The 25655-nt window shown below is 48.7% G+C and carries 27 protein-coding genes and 1 other annotated feature; of the genes, 8 read left to right on the forward strand and 19 right to left on the reverse strand.

The features are described from left to right. Nucleotides 1-29: 29 nt before the first annotated feature. From ftsX to P401_RS0111130, 10 genes are all read right to left on the reverse strand, one after another. A complete protein-coding gene (gene ftsX / locus P401_RS0111085) occupies nt 30-929 on the reverse strand; it encodes a permease-like cell division protein FtsX (RefSeq protein ID WP_029342494.1) in 900 nt (299 codons plus the stop codon). Continuing rightward, nucleotides 919-1605, reverse strand: a complete 687-nt coding sequence (gene ftsE / locus P401_RS0111090) for a cell division ATP-binding protein FtsE (RefSeq protein WP_029342495.1) — start codon at nt 1603-1605, stop codon at nt 919-921. The genes ftsX and ftsE overlap by 11 nt, the downstream gene beginning before the upstream one ends. Nucleotides 1606-1798: 193 nt before the next feature. After that, complete coding sequence (gene cccB / locus P401_RS0111095; protein WP_029342496.1) at nt 1799-2170, reverse strand: cytochrome c551; 372 nt, start codon at nt 2168-2170, stop codon at nt 1799-1801. A 115-nt stretch (nt 2171-2285) separates the two neighbouring features. Beyond that, the gene (locus tag P401_RS0111100; protein WP_023469242.1) at nt 2286-3155 is read right to left on the reverse strand and encodes a YitT family protein; all 870 of its coding nucleotides are present in this window, start codon (nt 3153-3155) and stop codon (nt 2286-2288) included. A 97-nt stretch (nt 3156-3252) separates the two neighbouring features. Continuing rightward, the gene (locus P401_RS0111105; RefSeq protein WP_029342497.1) at nt 3253-3756 is read right to left on the reverse strand and encodes a GNAT family N-acetyltransferase; all 504 of its coding nucleotides are present in this window, start codon (nt 3754-3756) and stop codon (nt 3253-3255) included. Next, nucleotides 3756-4523, reverse strand: coding sequence for a class I SAM-dependent methyltransferase (locus tag P401_RS0111110; protein ID WP_051656296.1), 768 nt, complete (start codon nt 4521-4523; stop codon nt 3756-3758). Before P401_RS0111110 ends, P401_RS0111105 begins: the two co-directional genes overlap by 1 nt. A 60-nt stretch (nt 4524-4583) precedes the next feature. Further along, on the reverse strand, nt 4584-5684 hold the full coding sequence (gene prfB / locus P401_RS0111115) for a peptide chain release factor 2 (RefSeq protein WP_023469245.1): 1101 nt from the start codon (nt 5682-5684) through the stop codon (nt 4584-4586). Nucleotides 5685-5752: 68 nt separating this feature from the next. Then, nucleotides 5753-8272: a preprotein translocase subunit SecA gene (gene secA / locus P401_RS0111120; RefSeq protein WP_029342500.1), complete on the reverse strand. Its 2520-nt coding sequence runs from the start codon at nt 8270-8272 to the stop codon at nt 5753-5755. A 216-nt stretch (nt 8273-8488) separates the two neighbouring features. Beyond that, complete coding sequence (gene hpf / locus P401_RS0111125) at nt 8489-9052, reverse strand: ribosome hibernation-promoting factor, HPF/YfiA family (protein ID WP_023469247.1); 564 nt, start codon at nt 9050-9052, stop codon at nt 8489-8491. Nucleotides 9053-9332: 280 nt separating this feature from the next. Next, complete coding sequence (locus P401_RS0111130; RefSeq protein WP_023469248.1) at nt 9333-9533, reverse strand: cold shock domain-containing protein; 201 nt, start codon at nt 9531-9533, stop codon at nt 9333-9335. Nucleotides 9534-9784: 251 nt separating this feature from the next. Between P401_RS0111130 and P401_RS0111135 the strand changes: the two genes are divergently transcribed. From P401_RS0111135 to P401_RS0111170, 8 genes are all read left to right on the forward strand, one after another. Further along, complete coding sequence (locus P401_RS0111135) at nt 9785-10291, forward strand: competence protein ComK (RefSeq protein WP_029342501.1); 507 nt, start codon at nt 9785-9787, stop codon at nt 10289-10291. Between the two features lie 109 nt (nt 10292-10400). Then, on the forward strand, nt 10401-12254 hold the full coding sequence (locus P401_RS0111140) for a hypothetical protein (RefSeq protein WP_029342502.1): 1854 nt from the start codon (nt 10401-10403) through the stop codon (nt 12252-12254). A gap of 15 nt (nt 12255-12269) precedes the next feature. Beyond that, nucleotides 12270-12560: an EscU/YscU/HrcU family type III secretion system export apparatus switch protein gene (locus P401_RS0111145; RefSeq protein ID WP_029342503.1), complete on the forward strand. Its 291-nt coding sequence runs from the start codon at nt 12270-12272 to the stop codon at nt 12558-12560. Then, on the forward strand, nt 12557-12949 hold the full coding sequence (locus tag P401_RS0111150; protein ID WP_029342504.1) for a flagellar export chaperone FliS: 393 nt from the start codon (nt 12557-12559) through the stop codon (nt 12947-12949). Before P401_RS0111145 ends, P401_RS0111150 begins: the two co-directional genes overlap by 4 nt. Beyond that, the gene (locus tag P401_RS0111155) at nt 12946-13836 is read left to right on the forward strand and encodes a flagellin N-terminal helical domain-containing protein (protein WP_029342505.1); all 891 of its coding nucleotides are present in this window, start codon (nt 12946-12948) and stop codon (nt 13834-13836) included. Before P401_RS0111150 ends, P401_RS0111155 begins: the two co-directional genes overlap by 4 nt. A 13-nt stretch (nt 13837-13849) precedes the next feature. Beyond that, nucleotides 13850-14290: a YaaR family protein gene (locus P401_RS0111160; protein WP_029342506.1), complete on the forward strand. Its 441-nt coding sequence runs from the start codon at nt 13850-13852 to the stop codon at nt 14288-14290. A 24-nt stretch (nt 14291-14314) separates the two neighbouring features. Continuing rightward, nucleotides 14315-14977 carry a DUF2225 domain-containing protein gene (locus P401_RS0111165; protein WP_029342507.1) on the forward strand — a complete coding sequence of 221 codons (663 nt, stop codon included), beginning with the start codon at nt 14315-14317 and terminating at the stop codon, nt 14975-14977. A gap of 87 nt (nt 14978-15064) precedes the next feature. Then, a complete protein-coding gene (locus P401_RS0111170) occupies nt 15065-16804 on the forward strand; it encodes a sensor domain-containing diguanylate cyclase (RefSeq protein WP_152548193.1) in 1740 nt (579 codons plus the stop codon). A 49-nt stretch (nt 16805-16853) separates the two neighbouring features. Here the strand turns inward: P401_RS0111170 and P401_RS18690 are convergent, their stop codons facing one another. The 9 genes from P401_RS18690 to P401_RS0111215 all read right to left on the reverse strand — a co-directional run bounded on the left by P401_RS18690 (nt 16854) and on the right by P401_RS0111215 (nt 25429). Beyond that, nucleotides 16854-17030, reverse strand: a complete 177-nt coding sequence (locus P401_RS18690) for a hypothetical protein (RefSeq protein WP_169738097.1) — start codon at nt 17028-17030, stop codon at nt 16854-16856. Nucleotides 17031-17057: 27 nt separating this feature from the next. Then, nucleotides 17058-17411: a hypothetical protein gene (locus P401_RS0111180; protein ID WP_029342509.1), complete on the reverse strand. Its 354-nt coding sequence runs from the start codon at nt 17409-17411 to the stop codon at nt 17058-17060. Continuing rightward, on the reverse strand, nt 17408-17776 hold the full coding sequence (fliS, locus tag P401_RS0111185) for a flagellar export chaperone FliS (RefSeq protein WP_029342510.1): 369 nt from the start codon (nt 17774-17776) through the stop codon (nt 17408-17410). Before fliS ends, P401_RS0111180 begins: the two co-directional genes overlap by 4 nt. 15 nt (nt 17777-17791) lie before the next feature. Further along, nucleotides 17792-19363, reverse strand: coding sequence for a flagellar filament capping protein FliD (gene fliD, locus P401_RS0111190; RefSeq protein WP_029342511.1), 1572 nt, complete (start codon nt 19361-19363; stop codon nt 17792-17794). Nucleotides 19364-19380: 17 nt separating this feature from the next. Next, entirely contained in the window at nt 19381-19737 is a 357-nt protein-coding gene (locus P401_RS0111195; RefSeq protein WP_029342512.1) for a flagellar protein FlaG, read from the reverse strand. A gap of 528 nt (nt 19738-20265) precedes the next feature. Next, nucleotides 20266-21465: a flagellin N-terminal helical domain-containing protein gene (locus P401_RS0111200; protein WP_029342513.1), complete on the reverse strand. Its 1200-nt coding sequence runs from the start codon at nt 21463-21465 to the stop codon at nt 20266-20268. 214 nt (nt 21466-21679) lie between these two features. Next, nucleotides 21680-22963 (reverse strand): methyl-accepting chemotaxis protein, encoded by a 1284-nt coding sequence (locus P401_RS0111205; protein WP_029342514.1) that lies wholly within the window; start codon nt 22961-22963, stop codon nt 21680-21682. A 165-nt stretch (nt 22964-23128) separates the two neighbouring features. Continuing rightward, complete coding sequence (locus P401_RS0111210; protein ID WP_029342515.1) at nt 23129-24637, reverse strand: peptide ABC transporter substrate-binding protein; 1509 nt, start codon at nt 24635-24637, stop codon at nt 23129-23131. 98 nt (nt 24638-24735) lie between these two features. Further along, nucleotides 24736-24973: a binding site (T-box leader), on the reverse strand. Between the two features lie 63 nt (nt 24974-25036). Next, the gene (locus P401_RS0111215) at nt 25037-25429 is read right to left on the reverse strand and encodes a hypothetical protein (RefSeq protein ID WP_029342516.1); all 393 of its coding nucleotides are present in this window, start codon (nt 25427-25429) and stop codon (nt 25037-25039) included. Nucleotides 25430-25655 lie beyond the last annotated feature (226 nt).

Consider the following 25655-nt stretch of genomic DNA (forward strand, 5'->3'; position numbering starts at 1 on the left):
CTCCTCTATTTTATTTTTGAGTGAATCACTTAAATCTTCAAGAAACGACCGAGTGATGTCGTAGATCCCCATACACCGATGAATGCACCGAGTCCGAGTAGGATCAAGACGACTTGTGCCGACAGTTCACCTGGTGGAATCAGCGAGAAGATTCCCGCATTCACGGTAGCAAGTTGCGGTTGGATCGCGTTGTATGAGACTTCGTAACCGAAGTAGACGACGACGATCGGGATGATGGCACCTAATACGCCCATCAATAATCCTTCGACGAAGAACGGCGCACGGATGAATCCGTTTTTCGCTCCGACGAGGCGCATGATCTCGATTTCCCGGCGACGGGAGAAGATCGTGACTTTGATCGTGTTCGAAATGAGGAACATTGCCATGAATGTCAATCCGACGATCAGGATGATTCCACCGATCCGAACTCCTTCAAGGAAGTTAAACATCTTTTTAACATAGTCCTTACCATATTCGACACTATCTACATTTTCCATTTTTTTGATGGAATTTGCAAGTGTTTCTGTCTCTTTTGGTGAGGTAGCTTTGACGATATATCGGTCGTGAAGTGGATTATCCTTTTCAACCGACTGATAGGCTTGTGAGCCTTCGCCAAGTTGCTCCTTGAAGCGGTCCAGTTCTTCTTCTTTCGAACTATAACGAACAGAGTTGACACCCGGCATCTGCTTGAGGGAGTCACCCACTGCATCAATCTTCGACTGGTCTGCTTCCCGTTCGACGAACACTTGGATTTCAACGTCTTTTTCGACGTTATCGGAAATCTTGTTGACGTTGAACATGAGCATTGCGAATATTCCTACGAGAAGTAAAGTGACGGTAACAGCACTGACAGAAGCGAATGTCATCCAGCCGTTCCGGACGAGACCTTTTGCCCCTTCCCGTAAATGACGGAATCCATTAAACTTCATAGCCGTACATTCCTTTCTCTTCGTCTCGGACGATTTTTCCTCCGTCGATCGCTAAGACACGATGACGCATCTTGTTAACGATGTCTCGGTTATGTGTCGCCATTACGACCGTTGTCCCACGGCGATAAATTTCTTCGAATACTTCCATGATCTCCCATGCTGTATCCGGGTCCAGGTTCCCAGTCGGCTCATCGGCGATGACGAGTGACGGACGATTGACGATGGCTCTCGCGATCGAGATCCGTTGTTGTTCGCCCCCAGATAATTCGTCCGGATAGTTGCGCTCTTTATGTTTGAGCTTCACGAGATCGAGAACCTCGAGGACTTTCTTCCGGATTTGTGATTTGTCTTCTCCTACAACTTCTAGCGCGAAGGCGACATTTTCATAAACCGTCAATGACGGGAGTAGTTTGAAATCTTGGAAGATGACGCCGATTTGGCGACGAAGTTCGGGGATTTGACGGTTCTTCAGCTTACCGACTTCGATTCCTTTAAATAAAAATGAACCGCTCGTTGGTTTCTCTTCGCGGTACATCATTTTCATAAATGTTGATTTACCCGCACCCGACGGACCGACGATATAGACGAATTCGCCTTGATTGATCGTCAAATCGACCTCACGGAGTGCCGTGACGCCGTTCGGATAAATCTTACTGATTCGTTGCATCTTGATCACGTACTTCACATCCTTATTTATTTACTGATGCTGATGGATAGGTCTAAAAACCTACCGACCACCATTATAACAGGGACAAAATTGAACGCACATTACAATCAAATGTCATTTCAGGCGATTATACCATAAAAAAGAGGCACGAATGACGAACACGTGTCGTGTGTGTCATCTCGTACCCCATCATATCCCATAATTACTTTTTATCAGCGAGCCAGTCGGCAACGGCAACGATTTCTTCATCCTCTTTCAAGAGTCCGGCAGGCATTTGCCCTTTCCCGTTCTTGATGATTTCCTGGATTTCTTCTGAAGAATACTTCGAGCCGACCTTCGTCAGGTTCGGTCCGACGTTCCCTTCAAGGTTGTTCCCGTGACACGATGCACAGTTGTTCGCGAAGATTTTTTCCGCATCGACGGCTGTTTCCGTCTTCGACGAATCATCGTTCATCGTCGACTCTTCCTTCGTACTTGACGAATCGCTAGAGCTTGAATCGTCACTGCCGCCACACGCCCCGAGCGCAAGCGTTGTTCCTAAACCTAACGCAAGTAACAAGTTTTTCAGCTTCATCCGGATATCCCCCTCTTGTAAGTATCTGCAAAAACACTTCTGACCTAGTTAGAGTATAACCGTTATCCGGAAGAGTTAAGCGTGATTTCACAAAAACTTCACGAGTTCGGAACAATTACGGCACATTCCGGTAACGTTTATCATCGGTAAAACCGAGACCGAGCACTTCGTGGGCTTCACTGACGACGAGAAACGCCGACGGATCGATGTGTTTGACGATCTCTTTGAGCGTCGTGATCTCCCCTTGGCGAACGACGACCATCAGCATCGGTTTCCGTGTCCGTGTGAACGCACCTGCTGCCTCGATCTCCGTCGCCCCGCGATCGAGCGTCTCGAAGATTTCCTTCACTAACGCTTCCCGTTGATCGGAAATGATATAGGCGAGCTTGTCGTTCGTGATCCCGAGCTGGACGACGTCGATCATCTTGATCGTGATGAACAAGGCGACGAGCGCATACAATCCGATCTCGAGCGAGAAGATCGTCGCCGCACTGATGACGATCGTTCCGTCGAGCAAGGCAATACAGAGATGGAGCGGCAACTTGGTGAAGCGATGCAAAATTTGCGCGATCAAATCCATTCCCCCGGTCGACGCCCGGCCCCGGAAGATCAGACCGAGTCCGATTCCGACACCGGCACCGCCGAAAATCGCGGCAAGCATCGGATTCATCGTCGCAGCCGGAACATCGAACCGCTCATACACGAGGATGACAACCGGTAAAAAGATTGAACCGACGAGTGATTTGACACCAAACCCCATCCCGAGGATCATCCAACCGATCGCTAGTAAGACAACGTTCGCGACGAGTTGGAATAACCCGGGCGAGATCCCAAACAAATCGTTCAAGACGATCGATAAGCCACTGACGCCTCCTGAGGCGAGTTGATTCGGTGCTAAAAATAAACTAAAGGCACTTGCGACGAACAAGGACCCGATTAACAAATACGCATAATCGCGCACGACTTCCTGACGTGTCGATGTCATGACATTCCATTTCCCCTTATCGATTGATTCTCGTGTTTCATTTTAGCGGAAAAGTCAGACAACGACTAGATAGGCGGAACAACTCACAGTGTTCCCTTTATACCGCACTAAAGGGCGGACTATAGCGGACGATGCCGCTAACACCGCGCAACCCATTTCGTTCAAGCGCAAGGACGAGAAAGACCTCTGGCGGAACGGGGAACGGTGGGTGAATATCATAGTCGATCGCCCGTTCGAAACCGAACTGTGGATAGTAGCTGTCGTGACCGAGCACGACGATGTGTGATTCACCGGCGTCCCGCGCATCCTCAATCACTTGACGGATCAATTCGGAACCAATTCCTTTTCGTTGCCAGACCGGCCGGACGCCGACTGGTGCTAAAGCAAGCGACGGAATGTCATCGATATGGATCCGGCTTAAGAGGACGTGTCCGACGATTTCTCCTTTATCAGTTACCGAGACGCGACCGAAGACCGGTTGCGCTGCTTCATCCTCGCGTAAGGCATCGACGAGGTTTGCCTCGTTCGGTTGTTCGAATGCCGCTTCGTGAACGAGCCGGATTCCCGCTGCATCCTTGAAGCCTTCTTTACGAATGATCATCAGATATTGCTCCCTTCGAGTGGTTTTGTTGCAAGAAGCGTAAATTCCTTCGGAATGTTCTCACCGTTCCAGCCCCGATGCTCATCGAATCGCTTTAATGTGAAACCTGTTCGCAGGACACCGTTTAAGATTTCGCTCAGTGTAAAATAGCGGACGGAGACATCCGGAAAATCGACTTGCTCCTCGTCCGTAAAGTGCGTCTTATATGCCAAGTCACCCGCCTGTACCGCTTGATCGAAATAACACGGTTTATACGTCAAGTCCGTATCAATCCAGCGTCCGACCGGATGAAAGTCACTCAGGATCAACTGTCCACCGGGCTTCAACATTGTAAAGAGAATCTGCAGAAAACGCTCGAGATCAGCAAAATAATGCAAAATCCCACCTTCTAAGTAGAGGATATCAAATGTCTCGCTGTATCGCTCAAGGTCGATTGCATAGAGATCGCCGACGACATACTCAATCTTTGTTCCAGCAGCATGGGCGAGTTCTAGCGCGTACCGCGCATTCTCCTCCGAGATATCGAACACCGTGACGTCTGCCCCGAGTAACGCTAACGGCACCGTCTTGCGTCCGTTCGAACCACAGATGTTCGCGATCGTCTTCCCGGCTACGTCTTCGAGATGACGACGATGTTTCTTCAGGCTTGCGGCTGGATCTTGTTTGATGATCGCAGCATATTCCGCCGGTGTTCCGTCGCGTTTCTCCCAAAATTCATACGCCCGGTACTCCCACGCTTGTTTGTTGATCCGACTTTGCTCCTGCATCACTGTTCCCCCTTTGACGGTCAAAAAACCAGTCGAACATCGTCCGACTGGTTGGTTGTCTTACATATTCATGAGACGGAGGTACGCATCGATGAAGCCCATGATGTCACCATCCATTGCTCCTTGTGTGTTCCCGACTTCATAGTTCGTCCGGTGATCCTTGACCATGCTGTATGGGTGGAAGACGTACGAACGGATTTGGCTACCCCATGCGATATCCGATTTTTCACCACGGATCTCGTCGAGTTTCTTTTGCTGCTCTTCGATTTCGCGTTGATAAAGTTTCGCTTTCAACATCTTCATTGCCGCTTCACGGTTTTTGATCTGCGACCGTTCTTGTTGACAGGAGACGACGACGCCTGTCGGAACATGTGTGATCCGGACAGCCGAGTCCGTCGTATTGATGTGCTGACCACCGGCACCAGAGGCACGGTACGTATCGATCCGTAAATCTTCCGTACGGACTTCGATGTCGATGTCATCGTTGAATTCCGGCATAACGTCACACGAGACGAACGATGTATGACGGCGACCTGACGAGTCAAATGGTGAAATCCGGACTAAACGATGGATCCCTTTTTCGGCTTTTAAGTATCCATAGGCATTGTGCCCTTGAATACGGAGCGTGACTGATTTGACACCCGCTTCATCACCCGGTTGGTAGTCCATCGTTTCGACTTTCCAGCCTTGCTTGTCGCAGAAACGTTGGTACATCCGGAGAAGCATCGATGCCCAGTCTTGCGACTCGGTCCCACCCGCACCTGGGTGTAACTCGAGGATCGCGTTGTTCGCGTCATATTCGCCGTTTAAGAGGATTTGAAGTTCGAAGTCTTCGAACTTCTTCTTGAGATCGCCAAGTTCTGACTCGAGCTCTTCTTGAAGATCCGCATCCGGCTCTTCCTTGATCAATTCGTACGTCAAGGCGACGTTCTCATGACCTGCTTCGAGTTCTTTGTATTTGTCGACCATCGCTTTTAAGCCGTTCGACTCATCGATGACTTTTTGTGCCGATTCCTGGTTGTTCCAGAAGTCTGGGTACGTCATCTCATTTTCAAGTTCTTCGATCCGGGCAATCTTCGACTCGAGGTCGAGTGATGCCTTATATTCGTCGAGTTTCTTTTCCATCCACTCGGCGGTGTTGCGAATTTCTGCTAATTCCATGTGTTCCACCTTCTCTTTCCGTGAAAAGAGGCAGGAATCTCCTGCCTCTCTTTCAGTCGATTCATCACTTATGCCTGACGGCCGTGACAGTTCTTATATTTCTTACCGGATCCACACCAGCACGGATCGTTGCGTCCGATTTGGTCGTTTGGATTTTTCCTGACCGGCTTTTTCTTGACCGCTTTGTCTTCCTTACCCGAAACGGCGACTTCGTCTTGAACAACTTTTTCGCGTTTGAGGTTTGGATCGAGATCTGCCCGAAGGACGAATTGTGTCACTTCTTCAGCAATCGCAGCGTTCATCGCATCAAACATCATCGAACCTTCCGATTGGTATTCACGGAGCGGATCGTTTTGACCGTATGCCCGGAGGTGAATCCCTTCACGGAGTTGATCCATTTGATCGATATGGTTCATCCAGTGTTGGTCAACGGCACGAAGAACGATGACTTTTTCGAACTCATCAAATGCTTCGGCTGGTACTTCTGACCGTTTGTGCTCATAGTGTGCGAATGTCCGCTCTTTGAGCAACTCGATGATTTCTTCGCGTTCTTTTCCGAAGAGGTCGCTTTCCGTGACCTTCTCTTCGATTGCAAGCGTCTGATTTGCCCACTCCGCAAGCGCACCGATGCTCCACTCTTCCGGGACGAACTCGACCGGCGTGTACTGATGGACGCCTGCTTCGATCGTCTGCTCGATCATCGGACGGACGATATCTGACACGGAACCCGCATCGAGAATCGCTGCCCGGTCCGCGTACATGACTTTCCGTTGGTCTGCCATGACGTTATCGTAGCCGAGGACTTGTTTCCGCGCATCAAAGTTGTTGCCTTCGACGCGTTTTTGAGCCGATTCAACGGCACGAGACACCATCCGGCTCTCGATTGGTTGCGAATCATCCATTCCGAGACGATCCATCATCGATTGCAACGAATCGGAACCGAAACGACGCATCAATTCATCTTCAAGTGACAGATAGAATTGTGATGCCCCTGGATCTCCTTGACGACCAGCACGACCACGGAGCTGGTTATCAATCCGGCGTGATTCGTGACGTTCTGTCCCGAGGATGAAGAGACCGCCTTTATCTAAGACACCTTCACCAAGCTTGATGTCGGTACCACGACCGGCCATGTTCGTTGCGATCGTGACCGAGTTCGCTTGACCGGCGTTCTCGATGATTTCCGCTTCACGTGCGTGGTTTTTCGCGTTCAAGACTTCGTGACGGATGCCACGTTTCTTGAGGATGTTGCTGAGCAACTCTGACGTCTCGACGGCAACCGTACCGACGAGGACAGGCTGTCCTTCGCGGTGGGCACGTTCGATTTCGTCTGCGACAGCAGCGAACTTCCCGTTCATCGTTTTGAAGATTAAGTCCGGCATATCGTTTCGGACGACGGGTTTGTTCGTCGGCACCGGTACGACATGCATGTTGTAGATGTTACGGAACTCTTCTTCCTCCGTCTTCGCTGTACCCGTCATCCCAGCAAGCTTCGTATACATCCGGAAGAAGTTTTGGTACGTGATCGTCGCAAGCGTCATCGATTCGCGTTGAATCTCGACGCCTTCCTTCGCTTCGATCGCTTGGTGCAGACCTTCTGAGTAACGACGCCCTTCCATGACACGACCTGTGAACTGGTCGATGATCATGACTTCGTCTTCACGAACCATATAGTCGACGTCGCGATGCATGACGGCGTTTGCCCGCAGTGCGAGGCTCAAATGATGGTTGAGTGAGACGTGCTCAAGTCCGAACAGGTTATCGATGCCGAAGTATTTCTCAGCCCGGTCGATCCCTTGCTCCGTCAACAGAACACTTTTCGTTTTGATGTCGACTGTGTAGTCTTCATCTGCTTTCATGATTTTTGCGAATGCATCCGCTTGCGAATAGAGCGCTGTCGATTTCTCGGCAGACCCTGAGATGATGAGTGGTGTCCGTGCTTCATCGACGAGGATCGAGTCAACTTCATCGACGACAGCGTAATGGAGCGGTCGTTGTACACGGTCTTCTTTATAGAGGACCATGTTGTCACGCAAGTAGTCGAAACCGAACTCGTTGTTCGTTCCGTACGTGATGTCACAGCTATAGGCTGCTTGTTTCTCCTGACGCGACATGCTTGAGAGGTTCAAGCCGACCGATAGACCAAGTGCCGCATAAAGAGGCTCCATGATGTCACGGTCACGTTTTGCGAGATATTCGTTGACGGTAACGACGTGAACGCCGTTGCCAGCGAGGGCATTCAAATAAACAGGGAGTGTCGCAACAAGCGTCTTACCTTCCCCGGTTTTCATTTCGGCGATGTCCCCGTTGTGCAGGACATATCCACCAATCAACTGAACGCGGTAGTGGCGCATGCCGAGAACGCGTGTCGAAACCTCGCGACAGACCGCGAAAGCTTCCGGTAAAATATCATCTAAGTCTTCTCCGTTAGCAAGACGCTCACGGAATTCAACGACTTTTCCTTCAAGTTCTTGATCCGATAACGCACCGATTTGTGTCTCGAATGCTTCTACAGCGTCTGCTGCTTTTTCGGCTTTCTTCAGGACACGTTTCGTTGGTGCAAATAATTCTTTTAGAAAATTAGCCATGCCTTACAGTCCCCTTACTTCGAACGATTCTTTGAACGAACAGAATTCCGAGATTTTTCCTTTATTCAGTGTACCGAATACGACGTCAAATTTCAACAAGCGGACCAAGCAGCGGTCTCGGTCTTTTGTCATAAAGCAAACGTATCGTGTTTAAAAATAGTTTTCCATCATATCAAAAAGGGACCCGCCCGTAAGAGCGAGTCCCTGTTGCATTCATTATTCTGGTTCAATCAAACCGTAACGACCATCTTTACGACGGTAGACGACGTTCGTGTTGCCCGTTTCTGCGTCTGAGAAGACGAAGAATGCGTGTCCGAGCATGTCCATCTGAAGAATCGCTTCTTCCGTGTCCATTGGTTTGAGTGTGAAACGCTTCGTCCGAACGAGTTCGAGTTCTGCCTCGTCCTCTTCATAGACTGGCGCTTCCGCTTCCGGTCCTTCGAGCGTTTTGAAGTACTCTCCGATGCCGCCTTCTTTAGCGCGTCCTCTCCGGTTCAACTTTGTTTTGTGTTTCCGGATTTGACGTTCGAGCTTATCGACGACGAGGTCGATTGCTGCATACATATCGCCATTGATATCCTCTGCACGGAGCAAGAGGTTTGGCATTGGAATCGTCACTTCGACTTTTTGCTTCTCATTGTTGACTTTGAGATTGACATAAGCCGTTTGCGCTTCCGTAGGAGTTGTAAAATAACGAGTTAACTTTTCAAGCTTTTTCTCGACGTAATCCTTGAGAGCATCTGTGACGTCCAAGTTTTCACCGCGAATGTTGTAGATCATGTAAACTCCTCCTTAAGTAACCGGTTGAACCTATGAATTCGAGATGCTTCAGTCGTTTCCTTCTGAATATTCGAAATTCTTTGGTTCGTTTTTATTATAGCACGATAAGTGAAGGAAGACCATGAAAACGATGACATTCTCATGAACGTTCACTCCGGTTCTTAGCGTACGATAATATTGAAGCATGTTGATGTTAACGTATATACCCGTTTTATCTAAACTCAAAACAAAAAACCGCTTTTAGGCGAATAGCCTAAAAACGGTGGCGGCTGCTATTGGATTAGATCTTTGAAACGTTCGCAGCTTGTGGACCACGATCGCCTTCAACGATTTCAAATTCCACTTCTTCGCCTTCTTCAAGTGATTTGTAGCCATCGACTTGAATCGCTGAGAAGTGTACGAATACGTCTTTCGCGTCAGACGTCTCGATGAAACCATAACCCTTTTCAGCATTAAACCATTTTACTTTACCTTGTTCCATTCGAATTCACGTTCCCTTCGCAAACCAGAGTTCGAGAGCAAGCTCTCTACGGCTTAGTCTATCAAAAGAAGGAATTATTGACAATTAAAAATTCTGATTAATTTGAATTCATCCCGAAAAATGAATAATATTCCCTACTTATTGGTCTATATTTTAAAAAATTACGTTGTCATTACAGTTGTATTATTGTATTATATCGTTAGTAATTACCTATTTTATCCATTGTCCTATCTTAAGGAGGATGTAGTCGAATGCGACCATTCCATAATGACGAAAAGTATCGAATCACGAAACGGACGGTGGCGATTCTCCCGTGCTACGACATGATGAAGCAATCCATCATCGTACTCGAGGATGGCTCGACCATCATGACACCGCTTCGGCCGTATCAACTACTGCAGCTTTCCTGCAGGCAATACAACAGTTCCATCGAGGAACGCATCGTGACAGCAAAACGTGTCGCATCTGTGAAAGGAAAAGTCCCAGTCGTCATTGAACCGACACTTGGCCTCGTGTTTTTCCCAACGAAATCACCGAAACGTGATGATTGCGAGTGGTACGCTTGGAGCCACATGTCCGAAGTCATCGAGGAAGACGGACAGACGAAGCTCAAGACTCGTAATGGCATGATCCTTCCCGTAAACGCCTCTCCTTACATCGTCCGCAACCAAATGAAAGCAACTGGCGAGCTGATGGCTCGTTATCAACAATTGAACGCGATGACATTAGAGGAACGCTTTAATGCAATCAAATCTTAAAGATTAACCGTAAAAAAATCAGGGTTGGGCGATGAATTCGCTCAATCCTTTTTGGTTTCTGCCGATATATAATGAGATGATAGTTTTAAAAAAACAAGGAGGCTTCTCGATGAACATCCAATTGAACCCGGCACGTCCGGCGCAATCCCCTGGTCAGACGCCGCTTTCGGAGACGAAGACCTATAAAGGTACGGTCCTTGAGCAGACCGGTCCACATACGGCTCTCGTCCAGGTCGGTCGGGATAAGATCGAGATGACCTTCACGGGCGACGTTCCGACAGGTGATTTTCAGTTCAAGGTCAAAGGACAGACCGCAGAAGGTTACCTGATCGAACAGCTGACTCCAGCGACACCAGACGCGGAAACCCCACCTGTCCTGTCCGTTCCCTCAAACGTCGATCCTGCCTTACTTGAAGGCGTACCAGCGGAACTGAAACAGGCCGTCGCAAAGTTACTGGCGAGCGGACAGTTGCCACAAACATCAGAAATCGTCGCCCAGCTCGTGACGGCACTGCAAGGAACCTATAAAAACTTAGCACTCGAACTCGTGTCGCGACCGGACACGACACTGCCCGTTGACGCCGACGTCTTGATCGCGAGTCTTCTGGCTACGACGGAAGATTATCCGGACGTCCTGCCGGAACGAGACGCCTTAAAGGAGCAGCCGACGTTCGAAAAAGCTGTCGCGCTTGATGTCGCCCGCGTCACCCTGCCAACGCAACGCGAGATCGAGACAGCATCGCCACTCCATATCCGGCAATACATCGAACACCTACCAGCAGAGAAACGCCCGGCTCTCGTCGCTACGCTCGAACGAGGCGATGTCGAAACAGTCCGCAAACAGCTCGCGCCTTACTTCCCGCAAGCGCCACTCGAGCCGAAGACGAGCGTCCGCGAGCAACTGATCGGTCTGACGGCACGGGCAAGTCAACCGGAAGCTCAAGCAGCGCAAACGACACCGGTCCGTTCCGCCTTGACGCTTGTCCGCGAAGTGACGCCACGGCTCGCTGAGATCACGAATGATTTCAAGAGCCAACAACGAACGATCGTCTCGCAACTTCGCCAGATCGAACCACTCGTTGAGACGCGTCCCGTCCAAATGGTCGCCGTTATCGAAAGTACGGCGCAACGCTTAAAACAAGTCTTCCAGCAAACAGATGCCTTACTGCATACCTCGATGAAAGATGAAAAACAGCTGATTCATTTCTTATCGAAACTCGAACGGGGCGCGGAACTGGCATTACTCGGACGCGGAACAGAGGCAAAAGCCGTCTTACAGGAAGTCCGGATCGCATTCGAAGCCTTCCGTTATGCGCCGGCGAACGTCCGCCCGACCTACTTACCGGAGATGCAAGGACTGCCACCGCAAGCACCAACGCTACCAGCGCAAGTAGCAACAAAAGCCGTTCCATATGAGCCGCAGCAGAACAGCCCACGACTTTTGCAAGAAACCGTCCAAAAGACGCTTCAGCTTCAGACGGCAGAACTGAAACTGAGTACACCGGCAGCGAACCCCGAAGCCGCCAAATTGCAGACGTTCCTTGCAGCGCAACAGCAAGTCAATAAACCGGATAGCCAGCAACAGTTGAACCAGATTCTCCTGGCGTTACCGGTCCAACTCGTCGAAGCGACGGCAGGACTCCACGTTCACTTGCAAAATAAACGTCCGGACGAAGTGATCGACTGGGAAAACAATACGTTGTATGTCCAGCTCAATACGCCGCGCCTCGGTGAAATCGGTGTCCGCGTTGAGACCGTCAACCGAAAGATGCAGATCACGATTGAAAATGATTTCCCAGTTCTTGAACAACTGGCGACCCCGTTCCTCGACCGAACGACGGATGCCTTGCAAGCGACCGGTTACCAAGACGTCCGAATCCAGTTCCGTCCGTTCACGCGCGAGCAAGTGACGGAGACCGTCAAACAAGACGAGATACCGCGTGGCTACGACTATCGTATCTAAAAAGGAGAGACCGTTATGTATCAGAAAATCGATTTAACCGGACGCAAGACCGCTGCCGTCCTCCGCTACGATGAAGCATCCGGTCAAGCACCGGTCGTCGTCGCTCGGGCCAGCGGACAAGCCGCCGATCGGATCCTACAAGAAGCACGAGCAAACGGCGTCGCGATCGAACACGATACGTCTCTGCTCGGTCACTTACTTGATCTTGATCTCGGAACAGCGATTCCCCCGCAACTGTACGACGTGATGGCAGAACTGCTCTTATTGATCGAAGAACTCGACAACGCGAAAGGACGGCAGACATGACAGAACAAGAACTTTACGCGATGACCCCACAACAGCTGACGGAAGTGATGCTGACGGGACTCGTCCTCCAATATGACCGCTCGATACTTGCGCGTGACGCGAACCGCTTCGATGAAGTCAACGAACACCTACAAAAAGCTTATCAGTTACTCGACAAACTACAGGCGGGACTGCATGACGACGGCGGTATCATCACGGCACAGCTCGACGCGCTTTATCACTACCTCGCCGAGCAGACGTTACAGGTTTATAAGACACCGAGCGTCTTAGACGAGTTGCTTGAACTAGCAGAAGACTTACGCATCACCTGGCAAGCGGCACAAACCGACGAACGACCACTTGCGCGCGCCGTACATCATCAACGATACGAAGGGATGGAATACGAATGAGAATCACCAATAACGTTCAAGCCTTGAAGGCTTATCGCAACCTCAGCATCAATCAGACGAATGTCAAGACGACAATGGATAAATTGTCGAGCGGTCAGAAGATCAACCGGGGAGCGGACGATGCAGCTGGTCTTGCAATCTCGGAGAAGATGCGAAATCGCTTGAAGGCACTCGATAAAGCCGAACAGAACGTCCTTGACGGTGTCTCGATGATTCAAACGGCTGAAGGTGGTTTGAGTGAGACACATAACCTGTTGCAACGAATGCGTGAACTGGCAGTTCAAGCTGGTAACGGTACGCTCGCAACAGAAGACCGGACTGCAATCCAAGAAGAAATTAACCAGCTGACGAACGAAGTCTCACGGATTGCGAAGACGACACAGTTCAACGGCAAGGAATTGTTGAGCGGTAAGTTCAACGATGCCGATAATGCCCTGTTCATCCAAACGAATGCTGGTGCAAACGAAGGGATCTCAATAACGATTGACGATATGCAAGCTCTTGCGCTTGATGTCAGTTCAACAACGCAAGCTGATCCGTCGATTCGCCCGCTTGATTTCCCGAGCGGTAACGCACCAGAGTATGCGCTAAGTGTAATGACAGCTACGGACGCAAACGATGCAATCAGTCGTTACACGCAAGCGATCGATACGGTCTCACAGCAACGGGCACAACTCGGTGCGATTCAGAACCGGTTCGAAGCAACGTCATCCGTCCTCAGTGTCAGCGTCGAGAATTTAACCGCATCTGAGTCACGGATTCGCGATACCGACATGGCACGGGAGATGATGGAATATGCGAAGTACAACATCCTCAATCAATCGGGGATGGCAATGATCGCTCAAGCGAATGCCCTGCCGCAAGGGGTCTTACAACTACTCAACTAAGGAGGCAGATCCGATGGATATCCGCCGCATCCAAGAAACGCAACGACTACAGTCCTTAAAAGGCGGTCCACGTGAAGTCGAAGCGTCAACGACCTTCTCTGCCTTGATGCAGGAGAAACGGGACCATAAAGGTTATGAGCGCCTGCAACAAAAGCTCGCGCTCGTCGAAGAACACGGACAATTACTCGCTGAGAGCCAGACGATCGAGCATCTCGAAAGCTACAAAGAAAAAATCAAGGACTTCCTAAAAGATGCCCTCGACCAATCGCAACAACTCGAAGAGAAGCGTGGCTTTAACCGCCGCGGACGGACGAAGATTTATAAAGTCGTCGAACAAGTTGACGCAAAGCTCCTCCAGTTGACGGATACCGTCATCTCTGGTGAATCGCGCCGTCTCGATATCCTCGACCAAATCGGCGAGATCAAGGGCATGCTCGTCAACGTCTTCGTTTAATTCAGATTAGAGGAGTTCCTCCACATGCCAGACCTATATCTTAAAAAATGTATCTGTCCCTTCTGCTTGAAGACGACGGAAACGAAACGTGTCCTGTCGCGACATATCCGTGTCGCTTCGACCGACTTCGATGGGTTCGTTCGCCATCAAGGCGTCAACGTCTACCTTTACGAACCGATCCAGTGTAGCCATTGCCGGTTCTTCTTCCACGAATCGTTTGAGAAGTTATCTCCAGATGTGCGCACGACGTTACAGGACCACGTCCTCCCAACGCTCCCCGTCCTACCATTCGCTAGCACCGAGCGGACGATCGAGCAGGCAATTCAGCTTTATAAGCTTTGCCTCTACACGGCTCAAGTTACGGAACAAAAGCCAGCGATCCAAGCGATGCTCGGTGTGCGTTTGTCCTGGTTACACCGCTTGGCCGGTCAACCGGACGATGAACAACTCTGGGCGAGTCGAGCAATCGAGAAGTATCTTCCGCTGTACGACAACTATACGTCCGTCAAAGAGAGCGGGATTCCAGAAGACGTCCTCTTGCTACGGATTGCTGACCTGTACGCCGTGACGAAAGAGAAAGACACGGCTCGCCTCTGGTACAGTCGTTTGTTCCAAAGCAAGACGGCGACTGACAAAATTAAAAAAGACGCACGAATTCACTGGGAATGGGTGCAAGAGCAGGACTAATCCTTGTTCGTCATCAGACGGGGCAAGGATTTCTTTCACCGCTCGTCGAAAAAAGCCAACACACCGCTTCGAGAAAGGAGGTCTGTGATGCGACCGACGTTACCCATTGTTTACCTACTCACGAGCTACGGTTTGATATTGCTCGTCAGCGGAACGCCATTCGTTCCACCCGTCGCGGTTCTTTCGACGTTACTCGGCGTTACCTTCGTCGCCGTTAAAGCCAGGCGTTGGTTCTTCCCGAAACACTCGGAACGTTCGGTTGGCATCGCGATTCTCTTGTTCGCCAGTGGCCTCTGGATCAATTTCATCCTGACCTTCTTCCCGCATCCACCGGAAGTTGATTCCGCCGCCAACTTGACGTTGACTGCCTTTCTCGCGCTAACAGCAATCGCCTTCGCTCGCCTGATCGACTGGTCGTCCATTCGTCATGCGCGGCTACTGTACATCGATGGTGTGCTTTTGTTCGGGATGGTCTTCGTCTTCGGCTACACGGTCATCCTCAGGCACTTACCGACGTTCGCGCGCTCTGACATCGAATTCGTCGCCATGCTTGGCTATTCAATCAGTTTTATTGCGCAGTTGTTCTTTTTTTTGATTTTGTATGCGACGGGACTGCGCGGTCCGACCCATAAGCGACTGATTCGCGCAATGATGTTATTCATCGTCGCGAATCTTGGGTATTATACATTTTTCATTCGTAATGAATTGACGTTTGCCGCCTGTTTCTTCCCGCTCTACGCTGTCAGTCTGTTTGAGCTTGCTGTCTACTTCAGGGATGTCCCACCGAAACAGCCGGCACGAGATCGACTCGGAAGATCCTATTTACCGTATATTAGTTTGCTCGTCTTGCTTGCCGGTGTGACGTTCTTGTCGATCGCGCAGGATGTCTACTTCCCGACGCTGATTGTCTTATTCTCGTTGTTTATGTTCCGGCAGTTTTTCTCCGAACGGCTCAATCGAAAATTGCTGACCGAACTTGAGACGTTCGAGGTTGACCTGACGCACCGGATCGATCGTCATACAGCGCAACTCGAACTCCGGAAGGAAGAGTACCGTCGTCTGTTCCTCGCCCACCCACAACCAATCATTCGACTCGATGGCAATGGGCATGAGAAAGCGATGAACCCGGCAGCAGAACGTTACTTCCCGCATGGTTACGTTCCTGATGCCTTAGTCGAGCAATTGAATGCGGCATTTCTAAACCTTGAGACCGGTGAAAAGCAACTCTTGATGCGTCCCATCGACGGACGGACGTTCGAAGTAACGTTAATCCCGATTCCGGGTGAGGCTGATCTGTACGTCATCCTGTCCGATTTGACCGAAGCCTTATCGCAAGAAAAGTGGCTCCAGGAACTCGGCTATCACGATGTCTTGTCGGCACTTCCGAACCGGCGTTACTTTGAGGATTATCTTGGTCCACAGCTCGCAACGCTGACGGAAGGATCGCTACTGTTCATTGATCTCGACGGCTTTAAACAAATCAATGACCGTTACGGGCATGATGCTGGAGATTACGTTCTCCAGGAGACAGCACGTCGCCTGCAGCTCGATTTAACGCATGAAGATTTGGCGGCGCGGCTCGGTGGTGACGAGTTTATCGTCTTCCTCGCCCGCAGTCGCGCCGAGACGATTACGTACGCAGAAAACGTTCTGCTCCGCTTAAATGATCCGTTCTTTTTTGACGCAACGGCGATGCAAGTGACACCGTCGATTGGTATCGCCCGTTATCCAGACGATGGACGGACGACCAGTCTACTCTTGATACGGGCGGACGAAGCGATGTACACCGTTAAGCAGGAAGAGAAGAACGCCTACCGCTTTAAATAAACGACAAAATGCCCTGTCCATTTGCTTGGACAGGGCATTTTTCATAAGCTTACGACTCACGACGGTATTTTTCTTCTTCATAGGCATCCGGTGCATCGGAGACAGGGCGTTCGAACTCTTCCCATGATTCCGATTCAACGTCCGGTTCAATGAACTGATCGTACGAGCCATCTGATTGGAAATACGGCTGCGGTACGGGACGCTTCTTGTCTTCCCGCTTGGTCACGAAAGATCCCTCCCTCACACAAGAAAGTTACTGACGAGAATCAAAATACGGTGAAAAACTATGATCAACTTCTTCATACGGATCAACGTACGATTTACGACTCGTTTGCGTCTGACGCAACTGACTGATTTGTACCCCTAATTTAGCCGTTTCCGCTGATAATTTCAAGTCGATTTTCCGACTATCAGCAACGAGTTCCTGGATGACAGCTTGATTGGCACCAGCCAGCAGATTCGAGTGTGCGGCAATGAATGCTTCCCGTTCGTTCAAGAGACCTTGAATCTTCTCGATCCATTCGTCATATGTCTCTTCATTCGGCGTTTGATCAAGCAGTTCAATCAGTCGTTTTGTCTTCAGGCGAAGCGGATCGAGCGGACTCATCGTTGCCGTGCGAGTTTCATCGCTTCTTTCCACGTCTCGCGGAATTCTTCCGCAAAACCGATCACTTCATCGATTGCAACAAGGTCATTTTTGACATTCGCATCAATCAGGCGTGTTTGCATATAATCGTACAAACTGTTCAAGTCCTTTGATAAGGCAATTGATTGATTGAGCGTCAATTGCAACTCACTAATAATGGCTTGCGCTTTTTGGATGTTCGTATTTTTTTGTTCAATCATTTTCTGTTCGATCGCTCGTTTCGCGAGCATCGAGAATTTGATCAAACCCTCATATAACATCAATGTTAAATCTTGAGGTAACGCCGTCGTTACCGAGTTTGTCTGATACGTAGTATAAGGGTTCATCGCGTTTCCTCCTTGTTATTGTCCTTGTCCGAGATAACCAGCAAGTGTCGCCGACTGACTGTTCGCTTGGTTCATCGCTTGTTCCATCGCCGCGAATCGGCGATAGTAACTGTCTTCTTTTCGTTTTAACTTGTCTTCCCACGACAGCATGCTTTTATCGAGATCAGCCAGTGATTTTCCTAATCGATATGTCGTCGCAACGGCTCCGTCACGTCCAGCAACTCCGGAAACCTTATCGCGGAGTGTCGTTGCGAAACCTTGAATTTGACGGACAAAGCCGTCGAGTCCATTTGGATTCGGAACGGTATTTCCTTGTCCATCTTTTGTTGGTTCAGGTGCATCAGCTGTGAATAGTTTATAGACGCCTTCTGGCTGTTCTTCGAGCATCTTCTTCAGTTTCGTCTCATCGATTTTCAGCTTTCCACCGTCACGGAAATCACTCGTCGAGGTAATACCAATTTGCGACATGTACTGAAGTTGAATCGTATCCGTACCTGACGTATACGAGTAACCGGTATCGATTTTTGACGAGATGGCACTCCGGAACTGATTCATGCCGTCCTGTAAGTAGCTATCGTTTTTCAGAACACCACTCATCGCTTTCTCTTCCCACTTCTTGACTTCATCTTCGCTGAGTTCCTTGCGCTGAGCGTCCGTCAACGGCTGAAAATCACGATACTTTTCTTCACGGACTTTTTTGCTCATCTTATCGATGACATCATTGTATTTGTCGACGAAGTTCTTGATCGAGTCGAAGTTTTTCTGTGTATCGAACGTCGTATTGATCGTTGTTGCCGTCGTCGCGACGTTGTTCAACGTGATCGTCAGACCGTTCTGCGTGAACGTATTCGTTGTTTGTTCGAGTTGTTGTCCACCAATCGTGTACTTGGCGTTCTGTCCTTCACGGCCGAATGTCGCATTCTCTGAATTGACCTTCGCAGTATTAGTCGAAGCATCTACGATAGAAATATCGGCTCCTGCGGGATTTAAGTTACCAGTACTCGTTTTCGTTAAGACGAATTTTCCTGTTAAATCATTGAAGACCGCGTTCATACCGAGACTTGTTTTACCGTTGATTGCCGCTGTTAAGTCCGAAATTTTTTGAGTCGCATCTAGCTGTAACGTCTCCGTCACGGCTACGCCTGAAGCATCAAATGTGTTGATTTGGACATTGATTTTTCCGTCCGCGTCTTTTGTGAACATTCCACTTTCTTCAAGGGTCGCATCGCTCTTTTTCCCGCTTGCTGCAACGATTGTTACGGATGCTGCACTGGCCAGCTGATCAATACTGTCAATCGTCACACTACCAGTTGATGCGGCTGGACTCGCCGTTACCGTCAATGCCGTCGGATTCGAGCTCGTAACGGTCTTCGATTGATAGTTCTTTGATAAGAGCATGTCACTTGCCGCTGTTCGGAAATCAAGTAGCGCCCGGTTTATCTCCCGGTACGCATCGCGTTGCCACGTCAACGTCTGTTTCTTTTGCGATAACCGATCAACCGGCGCTCGCTCCGCCTGCATCAATTGTTTGATCATCGTTTCTGTATCTATTCCACTTGCAAGACCACTCAGTCGAATACCTGCCATCCAATCAGTCCTTTCGGTTAAATCCGTTTATCGATTAATTGATTAAATTCCATGAATGCCGCAAAAAAATCAAGTTCCTTTTTACTCGGAATTTCCTGCACGACGTTATTATTCGTATCAACGACTTGAATGTAATATTCGTTCAATTGTTCATGTTTAACGAACTTCAGTCCTGTCCGTTGAAGTTCAAGTTTGATGTTCGCTTGTTCCATCGCTGTTTCAAGTTTCGTAATGTGTTGGGGTGTCGGTAGGACGACGACTCCTTCTTCTGCTAACGCTTCCTGATTCGCTTCCACAAACACATTCCGTGTCGCTTCGTACGGTAGGACGTTCGAAGGCAGATGAAGGCGAATTTCCGTATTGATGGAATTCATAGTCGGTCACTCCTTATTTTGTTCTCTATGTAGTGTATCGGTGTAATCGCTCAATTCTTTATACTAATTGATTTATAAAACCTTTTAGTCAAACAACAATAACAAAAAAGGTCACGGAACGAGTCCGTGACCTGAACAATCGATATGTGCCAATTACGATTAACGGAGTAATTGGAGAACGCCTTGCGGCTGTTGGTTCGCTTGCTACGCGCATTAGCTTTCGCTAATGATAAGACTATATCTTCATCCTTGAAATCCAAGGAGCTGGGCACTTCCCCCGCCGTTTACGGAGTACGGATTTCATAACCATCGGACAAGTCCATTAGGTCGTCTATCCTAGTCGTTGAACCTTCACCAAGGTTTCCCTACAGGTGCTTGGCTGCTGATTGTCCAATCCTTGATATTTTTCAGAACGGTCACGCTCGCTGTTTCCAGCCACGTTGTCGTACACCAAGGCTCTCAGGAGTTCCAGCAATTCACCCAGTCATGTTCTAATCCGTTACCAGATTAGACGCCCGGTAGAATCAATTATCGAAGGAGTTGGAGAACGCCCTGCGGTGTCTGATTCGATTGAGCCAACATTGCTTGTGCAGCTTGTGCAAGAATCGAGTTCTTTGTTTGGTTCATCATTTCTTTCGCCATATCAACGTCACGAACGCGTGATTCAGCCGCTGTGATATTTTCAGACGATGTTTTCAAGTTGTTGATTGTATGTTCTAGACGGTTTTGATTAGCACCTAAAGAAGAACGTTGTGTTGAAATATCTTTAATTGAACGATCCATTGTAGAAATTAAGTTTTCAAAATTAGATTTACTTAATCCATTAGCAGCTTGTAATTTATTTAAAGCTAGTTCGATGGTATCTGAACCATTCGCAGATTCGATGTTACCAATTGTCGAAGCGTCGTATTTTCCGAAAGATACAGATAGAGTTTCATCTGATCCTCCTTTTGTACCAATTAAAAATTCTGCCGCTCCACTTCCTGCTGCAGTTTTAATCGTATCAGTAGCTGTTGTTTCTAATGCTGCACCAATAAGGTCTGCTGTAGTTGTACCACTAACTGTTAAACTAATTCCCAATTCATTAAACGATAGGGTTTTAGAGTCGCCAGCAGTAGCAGGTAACGTAATAGTTTGAGCAACGTTATCTCCACTTCTTGTTAACGTTAACTTATCAGTCGTATCATCGTATGAAAACTGATAGTCACGATTGGCTAAAGCTCCAGATACATCAATTGCAGAAATTACAGAACCTGCACCTGCTGCAGTACCTACTTTTAATTCAGAAGTTGAATCTAGCTTAGCAGATAGATCACCATTCAATAATTTTTTATCGTTGAATGCTGTAGTTTTAGAAACACGATTGATTTCAGTTTCTAACTGCTCTAATTCATCTAGAATCGCGCCTTTATCATCGCTATTATTTGTTTCGTTAGCACCTTGAACCGCTAACTCACGCATACGTTGAGAAATTGCGTGTACTTCATTTAAAGCTCCTTCAGCTGTTTGAATCATTGAAATACCATCTTGTGCATTTCGTGAAGCTTGATCAAGTCCACGAACTTGAGCACGCATTTTTTCAGAAATTGAAAGACCTGCTGCATCGTCTCCAGCTTTGTTGATGCGAAGACCTGAAGCAAGTTTCTCCATTGATTTGCTTTGCGCTGCAGAAGCTGCAGACAATTTGTTGTGCGTGTTAAGCGCTGTAATGTTGTGATTGATAATCATTATAATTTCCCTCCATAGGATAATTTTTTTGTCTCTTTGAAGATCCGTCTTCGCCGAGATGTGCCCCCTGGCCGGCCCAATGGTGACACGGTGGATTAAGTCGATGACTGCTTCCACTCTATATATCGTCGTCCACTCGAAATGTTTAACAACTTTTTTCAAAAAAATGCAAAAAAATCGCACATCCGGTTTAGATGTACGATTTCCTAATAATTTAAAGACGCGTCGCACCTGTCTCTGCTTGCAATTGCTCTGCTACCGCAACAAGCTCTTCCATCGCACCATTCACTTCACCGAGCGATGCTGCTTGATGACTCGATGCCTGCAAGACTTGCTCCGCATGTTTCGACGCTTCCTCGACCATTGCCAAGATATTCGCAGTCGTTAAGCCAACTTGATCAATCTCCTGATCCGATTTGACAACGAGCTGGTCAACCGATTTAACGCGTGAGTAAACGTTCTCTGTCGAATGATGAATCTCTTCGAAAGAAGATCCTGCTTGTTCAACGAGTCCAACACCAGTCGCGACTTCACTTTGAACATCGGTCATCGCGTTCGCCGTATCATTGACGAGACGTTTGACTCCAGAAATCAAATCCGTGATTTCTTTTGCGGACGTTGCTGTCTGTTCCGCTAGTTTTTTGACTTCTGCTGCTACGACGGCAAAACCACGTCCTGCTTCACCTGCGCGTGCCGCTTCAATCGATGCGTTCAAACTGAGTAAATTCGTCTGTGCTGAAATGTCACTGATGACATCGGTGATTCGCGAGATTTCACCTGTCATATCCGTCAGACGACCGTTCAGTGTCGCTGACTGTTCCATCTTCTTCGAAATCATATGCATTGCTTCGACGGAATCCGTTGCGAGTGTCTTGCCGTTTTGCGCTTCCGTTTGCATAACCGTTGCCGATTTCAAGGCTTCGTTCATCTCTTTTGCGACTTCATCCATCGTCCGTTTGACGGCACCGAGCGCATCCATCGACAAGTAGGCTTGATCGACGTTCTCGTTCATCTTCGCGGATAGCTCTGCCATCGCTGAACGAATGCTTTCACCGGACGCGTTGCCTTCCTGGACTGCTGCTGCAATCTCTTGCGCTGACGCTGTCAACTTATCGCTTGAGCTTCCCATCTGTGTCGCTTGTTTGCGGATATGTAGAACCATGACTTCGAGTTCATGCATCAATTGGTCGACTTCATCGCCGCGCTTTGCTTCCTCGAAATCGACGTTGAAGTTGCCGTTCGCGACTTCGCGTGCCGTTTCTGTTGCCTTTTCAATCGCTTTGATCGGTTGACGCAAAATCAGCTGAATCAACGATGTTCCAATCAACGATAACAATAAGCCAATCCCTGCTCCAATCCAGATCGCGTTCGTATCCGCGACATCAAGTCCACGATGGAGATAAAGCACGAGCTGGGCTGAGATACCACTCGTGATGACTGAGATGCCCAAGACCCAAAAGAATAACCGTACTTTCAAGTTGCTTCGTAATTTACGCATAACCGAAACTCCCTTTCCTGTATCTTCTTTCACCGTCCTCTCTATCGGTTTCTTTTGTAACCGTTTTAAGTCAGTTGACCCGATTTTCAAAAACGATTCCCAGTGATACGACAAAAATACATCAAAAAGAGTGATGGACTAAATACATCCATCACTCTCTCTTTCTTATTTCCGCTCAATCTCAACATACTTATATGAGATATCCGTTCCGACATTATGTCGCGCGAGGTTCTTGACTTCTGTGTTTTGCAGGAAGGCATTCTTCCGTTGGTAGACAGGTGAGATTGCTTGATCGTCGAGCAACAAGCTTTCCGCTTTACTGAGTAACGCAAGACGCTTGTCTTGATCGAGTTCACTTTCAGCCTGTTTCAAGAGACGGTCATACTGTTTGTTCGAGTAGTCCATCATGTTAAATGGATTACCGGTCGTGAACAAATTCAAGTATGTCGTCGCATCCTGATAGTCAGGAGCCCAGCTCGCGAGTGACAAATCATAGTCCCCTCGACCTTCACGTGCGAGACGTTCTTTCTTCGGTAGTGACAACAATTTAACGTCAACGTTCTGTTTCTTTAACGCGCCTTGGATGTACTCACCGATTTTTTTCGAGACATCGTCATCCTCGATTAACATCGTCAACTCAAGATTTTGTTTAGCGAGCACTTTGTTCGCAGATGCTGCATCATACGATGATTCGATTTGACGCGCATTGTCATACTTTGGATCAAGTTCTTTCGGCACGATGTAATCCGCTGGCAGTGAACCGTTTCCGAGCAATGTCTCTGTCATCGCTTTTTTATCGTACGCTGCGTCGATTGCTTGACGTGTTTTCTTGTCTTTCAAAGCGTCTGTCTTTTCGTTCATCCGAATGAAGAACATCCGCGAGTCACTGAACGTGTTGTACTCTTTTTGGTCTTTATACGTGACGACGTTTTCCGAGTTAAGTGGTGCGACATCAAGTTCACCGGACTCGAACAAGTTGATTGCAAGCATCGGATCCTTGATGATCTTCACGTCGACTTCATCGATCTTGACGTTCTTCCGGTCCGCATACTCAGCGTTCTTCGCAAGCGTATAACCTTGCTCGGCTTGATATTTCTTGAACGTGAACGGTCCATTGTAGACGTTTGTCTTCGGATCCGTCCCGAACTGGTCGCCTTCTGCTTTGACGATATCTTCCCGGACCGGCATATACGTGCCGAACGTCGTCATGCTAAGGAAGTATGGTGTCGGACGTTTCAGTTCGATTTGGAGTGTCTCGTCGTCGACCGCTGTCGTTTTTTCAATCGGTTCAAGCAAGTAAGCGAACGGTGAGTTCGTTTTGACGACACGCTCGAACGCATAGCGGAAATTCTCTGCTGTGACGGGCTTTCCGTCCGACCATTTGGCATTCGGGTCAAGCTTGAACGTATAGACTTTTCCGTCCTCTGACACGCTATGTGATTTCGCTGCCGCCGGAACGAGTTCGTTGTTCGCGTCAAAGCGATAGAGTCCTTCGTAGATTTGGTTGAAGATGTTTGACGTGATGGCATCTGCCGGATCGACCGACAGGAGATCGTAACTCTCCATCGTATGCAAGACCTTCTTATCTGCTTTTTTGTCTTCTGTTGGTTCTGTCGTTGCACATCCTGCTAATAGGACTGCCGTGCTCGCCGCTGCGATCAATGTCTTTTTCATGTGTAGTGCCTCCTGAGAAATATGATGAGCGTTGGATGATTCGGCATACCTTGACGTACAACAAAAGGCGCCCTCTACGCATAGCTAACAGCTAATGCATAGAGGACGCCTGTATCCGCGCGGTGCCACCTCTGATTGAGACGAAAAATCGTCTCCACTTGTCGCTGGTCCAACAACCAACTAGCCCGGTAACGGGGGCAACCGTCCTGTCTACTCGAAGGTTCAACAGGCTCTCAGCGGTCCATTCTCGTTCAGCTTACCGTGTCAGGCTCTCACCATTCCTGACTCGCTTGGTCGGCAGTGTTGACGATACTTACTCCGCGTCGTCGATGTAATTGATATGGCTTAACTTGTTGTTTACTTTACACGGCTTGTTTTTCGCTGTCAACGAAAAAAAACTCAGAACGGATGGTCTTCTTGTTTTTCTTGTTCCCGACGGACCGGACGTGGTCGAATCGGTTCGACGTGTTTGACATGTGTTCGTGTAACGATTCGGTTGCTGAACGCTGCGTCAAGTAAGATTGTGATCGCTGCTGCCATGTGTAAGAGCATCCCGACGACCGGAATGACACCGACCGTTGATGCGACGATCCCGACGATGTTCCCTTTTGAGACATTCCCAGCACGTGCCGTCAATACGACGACGACGATGTGAAACGCGAGCATCAACCACAGGGCATTATAACCTGAGAAAAAGACGATTGAACCACCTAAGAGCGGAATCCCAAGTACCGCTTCCATTCCACCTGATACCCACTTCAACGTCCGCAATGAATCCTGTCGACTCTCCATGACGTCGCCTCCTCTTTTTTTCCATATGTCTAGTATACGACGGATTGCAGAAAAGGTTCCAACGTTTTTGTTTAGTTTGTAAAATAACAAATAAAAAACGATCGGCGAATGTACTCAAGGCTTGCTCCCTTTCCTCAGGCGAGACACAAGCCGCGACTCTCTCGCTTTAGGCGAAGAGCCAGGTCTTGTTTGTCTCTGACAGCGCAACTGCGCTTTTTCCTGTAGG

It is taken from the genome of Exiguobacterium acetylicum DSM 20416, from assembly GCF_000702605.1.
GTDB lineage: Bacteria > Bacillota > Bacilli > Exiguobacteriales > Exiguobacteriaceae > Exiguobacterium_A > Exiguobacterium_A acetylicum.

Bases quoted from the DNA above. Each gene is read 5' to 3' on its own strand.
- P401_RS0111210 (WP_029342515.1), bottom strand. From the start codon at position 24,637: ATGAAAAAGACATTGATCGCAGCGGCGAGCACGGCAGTCCTATTAGCA.
- P401_RS0111170 (WP_152548193.1), top strand. From the start codon at position 15,065: ATGCGACCGACGTTACCCATTGTTTACCTACTCACGAGCTACGGTTTG.
- P401_RS0111100 (WP_023469242.1), bottom strand. From the start codon at position 3,155: ATGACATCGACACGTCAGGAAGTCGTGCGCGATTATGCGTATTTGTTA.
- P401_RS0111140 (WP_029342502.1), top strand. From the start codon at position 10,401: ATGAACATCCAATTGAACCCGGCACGTCCGGCGCAATCCCCTGGTCAG.
- P401_RS0111150 (WP_029342504.1), top strand. From the start codon at position 12,557: ATGACAGAACAAGAACTTTACGCGATGACCCCACAACAGCTGACGGAA.
- fliD (WP_029342511.1), bottom strand. From the start codon at position 19,363: ATGGCAGGTATTCGACTGAGTGGTCTTGCAAGTGGAATAGATACAGAA.
- P401_RS0111165 (WP_029342507.1), top strand. From the start codon at position 14,315: ATGCCAGACCTATATCTTAAAAAATGTATCTGTCCCTTCTGCTTGAAG.
- P401_RS0111195 (WP_029342512.1), bottom strand. From the start codon at position 19,737: ATGAATTCCATCAATACGGAAATTCGCCTTCATCTGCCTTCGAACGTC.
- P401_RS0111105 (WP_029342497.1), bottom strand. From the start codon at position 3,756: ATGATCATTCGTAAAGAAGGCTTCAAGGATGCAGCGGGAATCCGGCTC.
- P401_RS0111205 (WP_029342514.1), bottom strand. From the start codon at position 22,963: ATGCGTAAATTACGAAGCAACTTGAAAGTACGGTTATTCTTTTGGGTC.
- P401_RS0111180 (WP_029342509.1), bottom strand. From the start codon at position 17,411: ATGAGTCCGCTCGATCCGCTTCGCCTGAAGACAAAACGACTGATTGAA.
- ftsX (WP_029342494.1), bottom strand. From the start codon at position 929: ATGAAGTTTAATGGATTCCGTCATTTACGGGAAGGGGCAAAAGGTCTC.
- P401_RS0111130 (WP_023469248.1), bottom strand. From the start codon at position 9,533: ATGGAACAAGGTAAAGTAAAATGGTTTAATGCTGAAAAGGGTTATGGT.
- fliS (WP_029342510.1), bottom strand. From the start codon at position 17,776: ATGAACCCTTATACTACGTATCAGACAAACTCGGTAACGACGGCGTTA.
- P401_RS0111215 (WP_029342516.1), bottom strand. From the start codon at position 25,429: ATGGAGAGTCGACAGGATTCATTGCGGACGTTGAAGTGGGTATCAGGT.
- prfB (WP_023469245.1), bottom strand. From the start codon at position 5,684: ATGGAATTAGCAGAAATTCGCAACACCGCCGAGTGGATGGAAAAGAAA.
- hpf (WP_023469247.1), bottom strand. From the start codon at position 9,052: ATGATCTACAACATTCGCGGTGAAAACTTGGACGTCACAGATGCTCTC.
- secA (WP_029342500.1), bottom strand. From the start codon at position 8,272: ATGGCTAATTTTCTAAAAGAATTATTTGCACCAACGAAACGTGTCCTG.
- P401_RS0111160 (WP_029342506.1), top strand. From the start codon at position 13,850: ATGGATATCCGCCGCATCCAAGAAACGCAACGACTACAGTCCTTAAAA.
- P401_RS0111155 (WP_029342505.1), top strand. From the start codon at position 12,946: ATGAGAATCACCAATAACGTTCAAGCCTTGAAGGCTTATCGCAACCTC.
- cccB (WP_029342496.1), bottom strand. From the start codon at position 2,170: ATGAAGCTGAAAAACTTGTTACTTGCGTTAGGTTTAGGAACAACGCTT.
- P401_RS0111110 (WP_051656296.1), bottom strand. From the start codon at position 4,523: ATGCAGGAGCAAAGTCGGATCAACAAACAAGCGTGGGAGTACCGGGCG.
- P401_RS0111135 (WP_029342501.1), top strand. From the start codon at position 9,785: ATGCGACCATTCCATAATGACGAAAAGTATCGAATCACGAAACGGACG.
- P401_RS0111200 (WP_029342513.1), bottom strand. From the start codon at position 21,465: ATGATTATCAATCACAACATTACAGCGCTTAACACGCACAACAAATTG.
- P401_RS0111145 (WP_029342503.1), top strand. From the start codon at position 12,270: ATGTATCAGAAAATCGATTTAACCGGACGCAAGACCGCTGCCGTCCTC.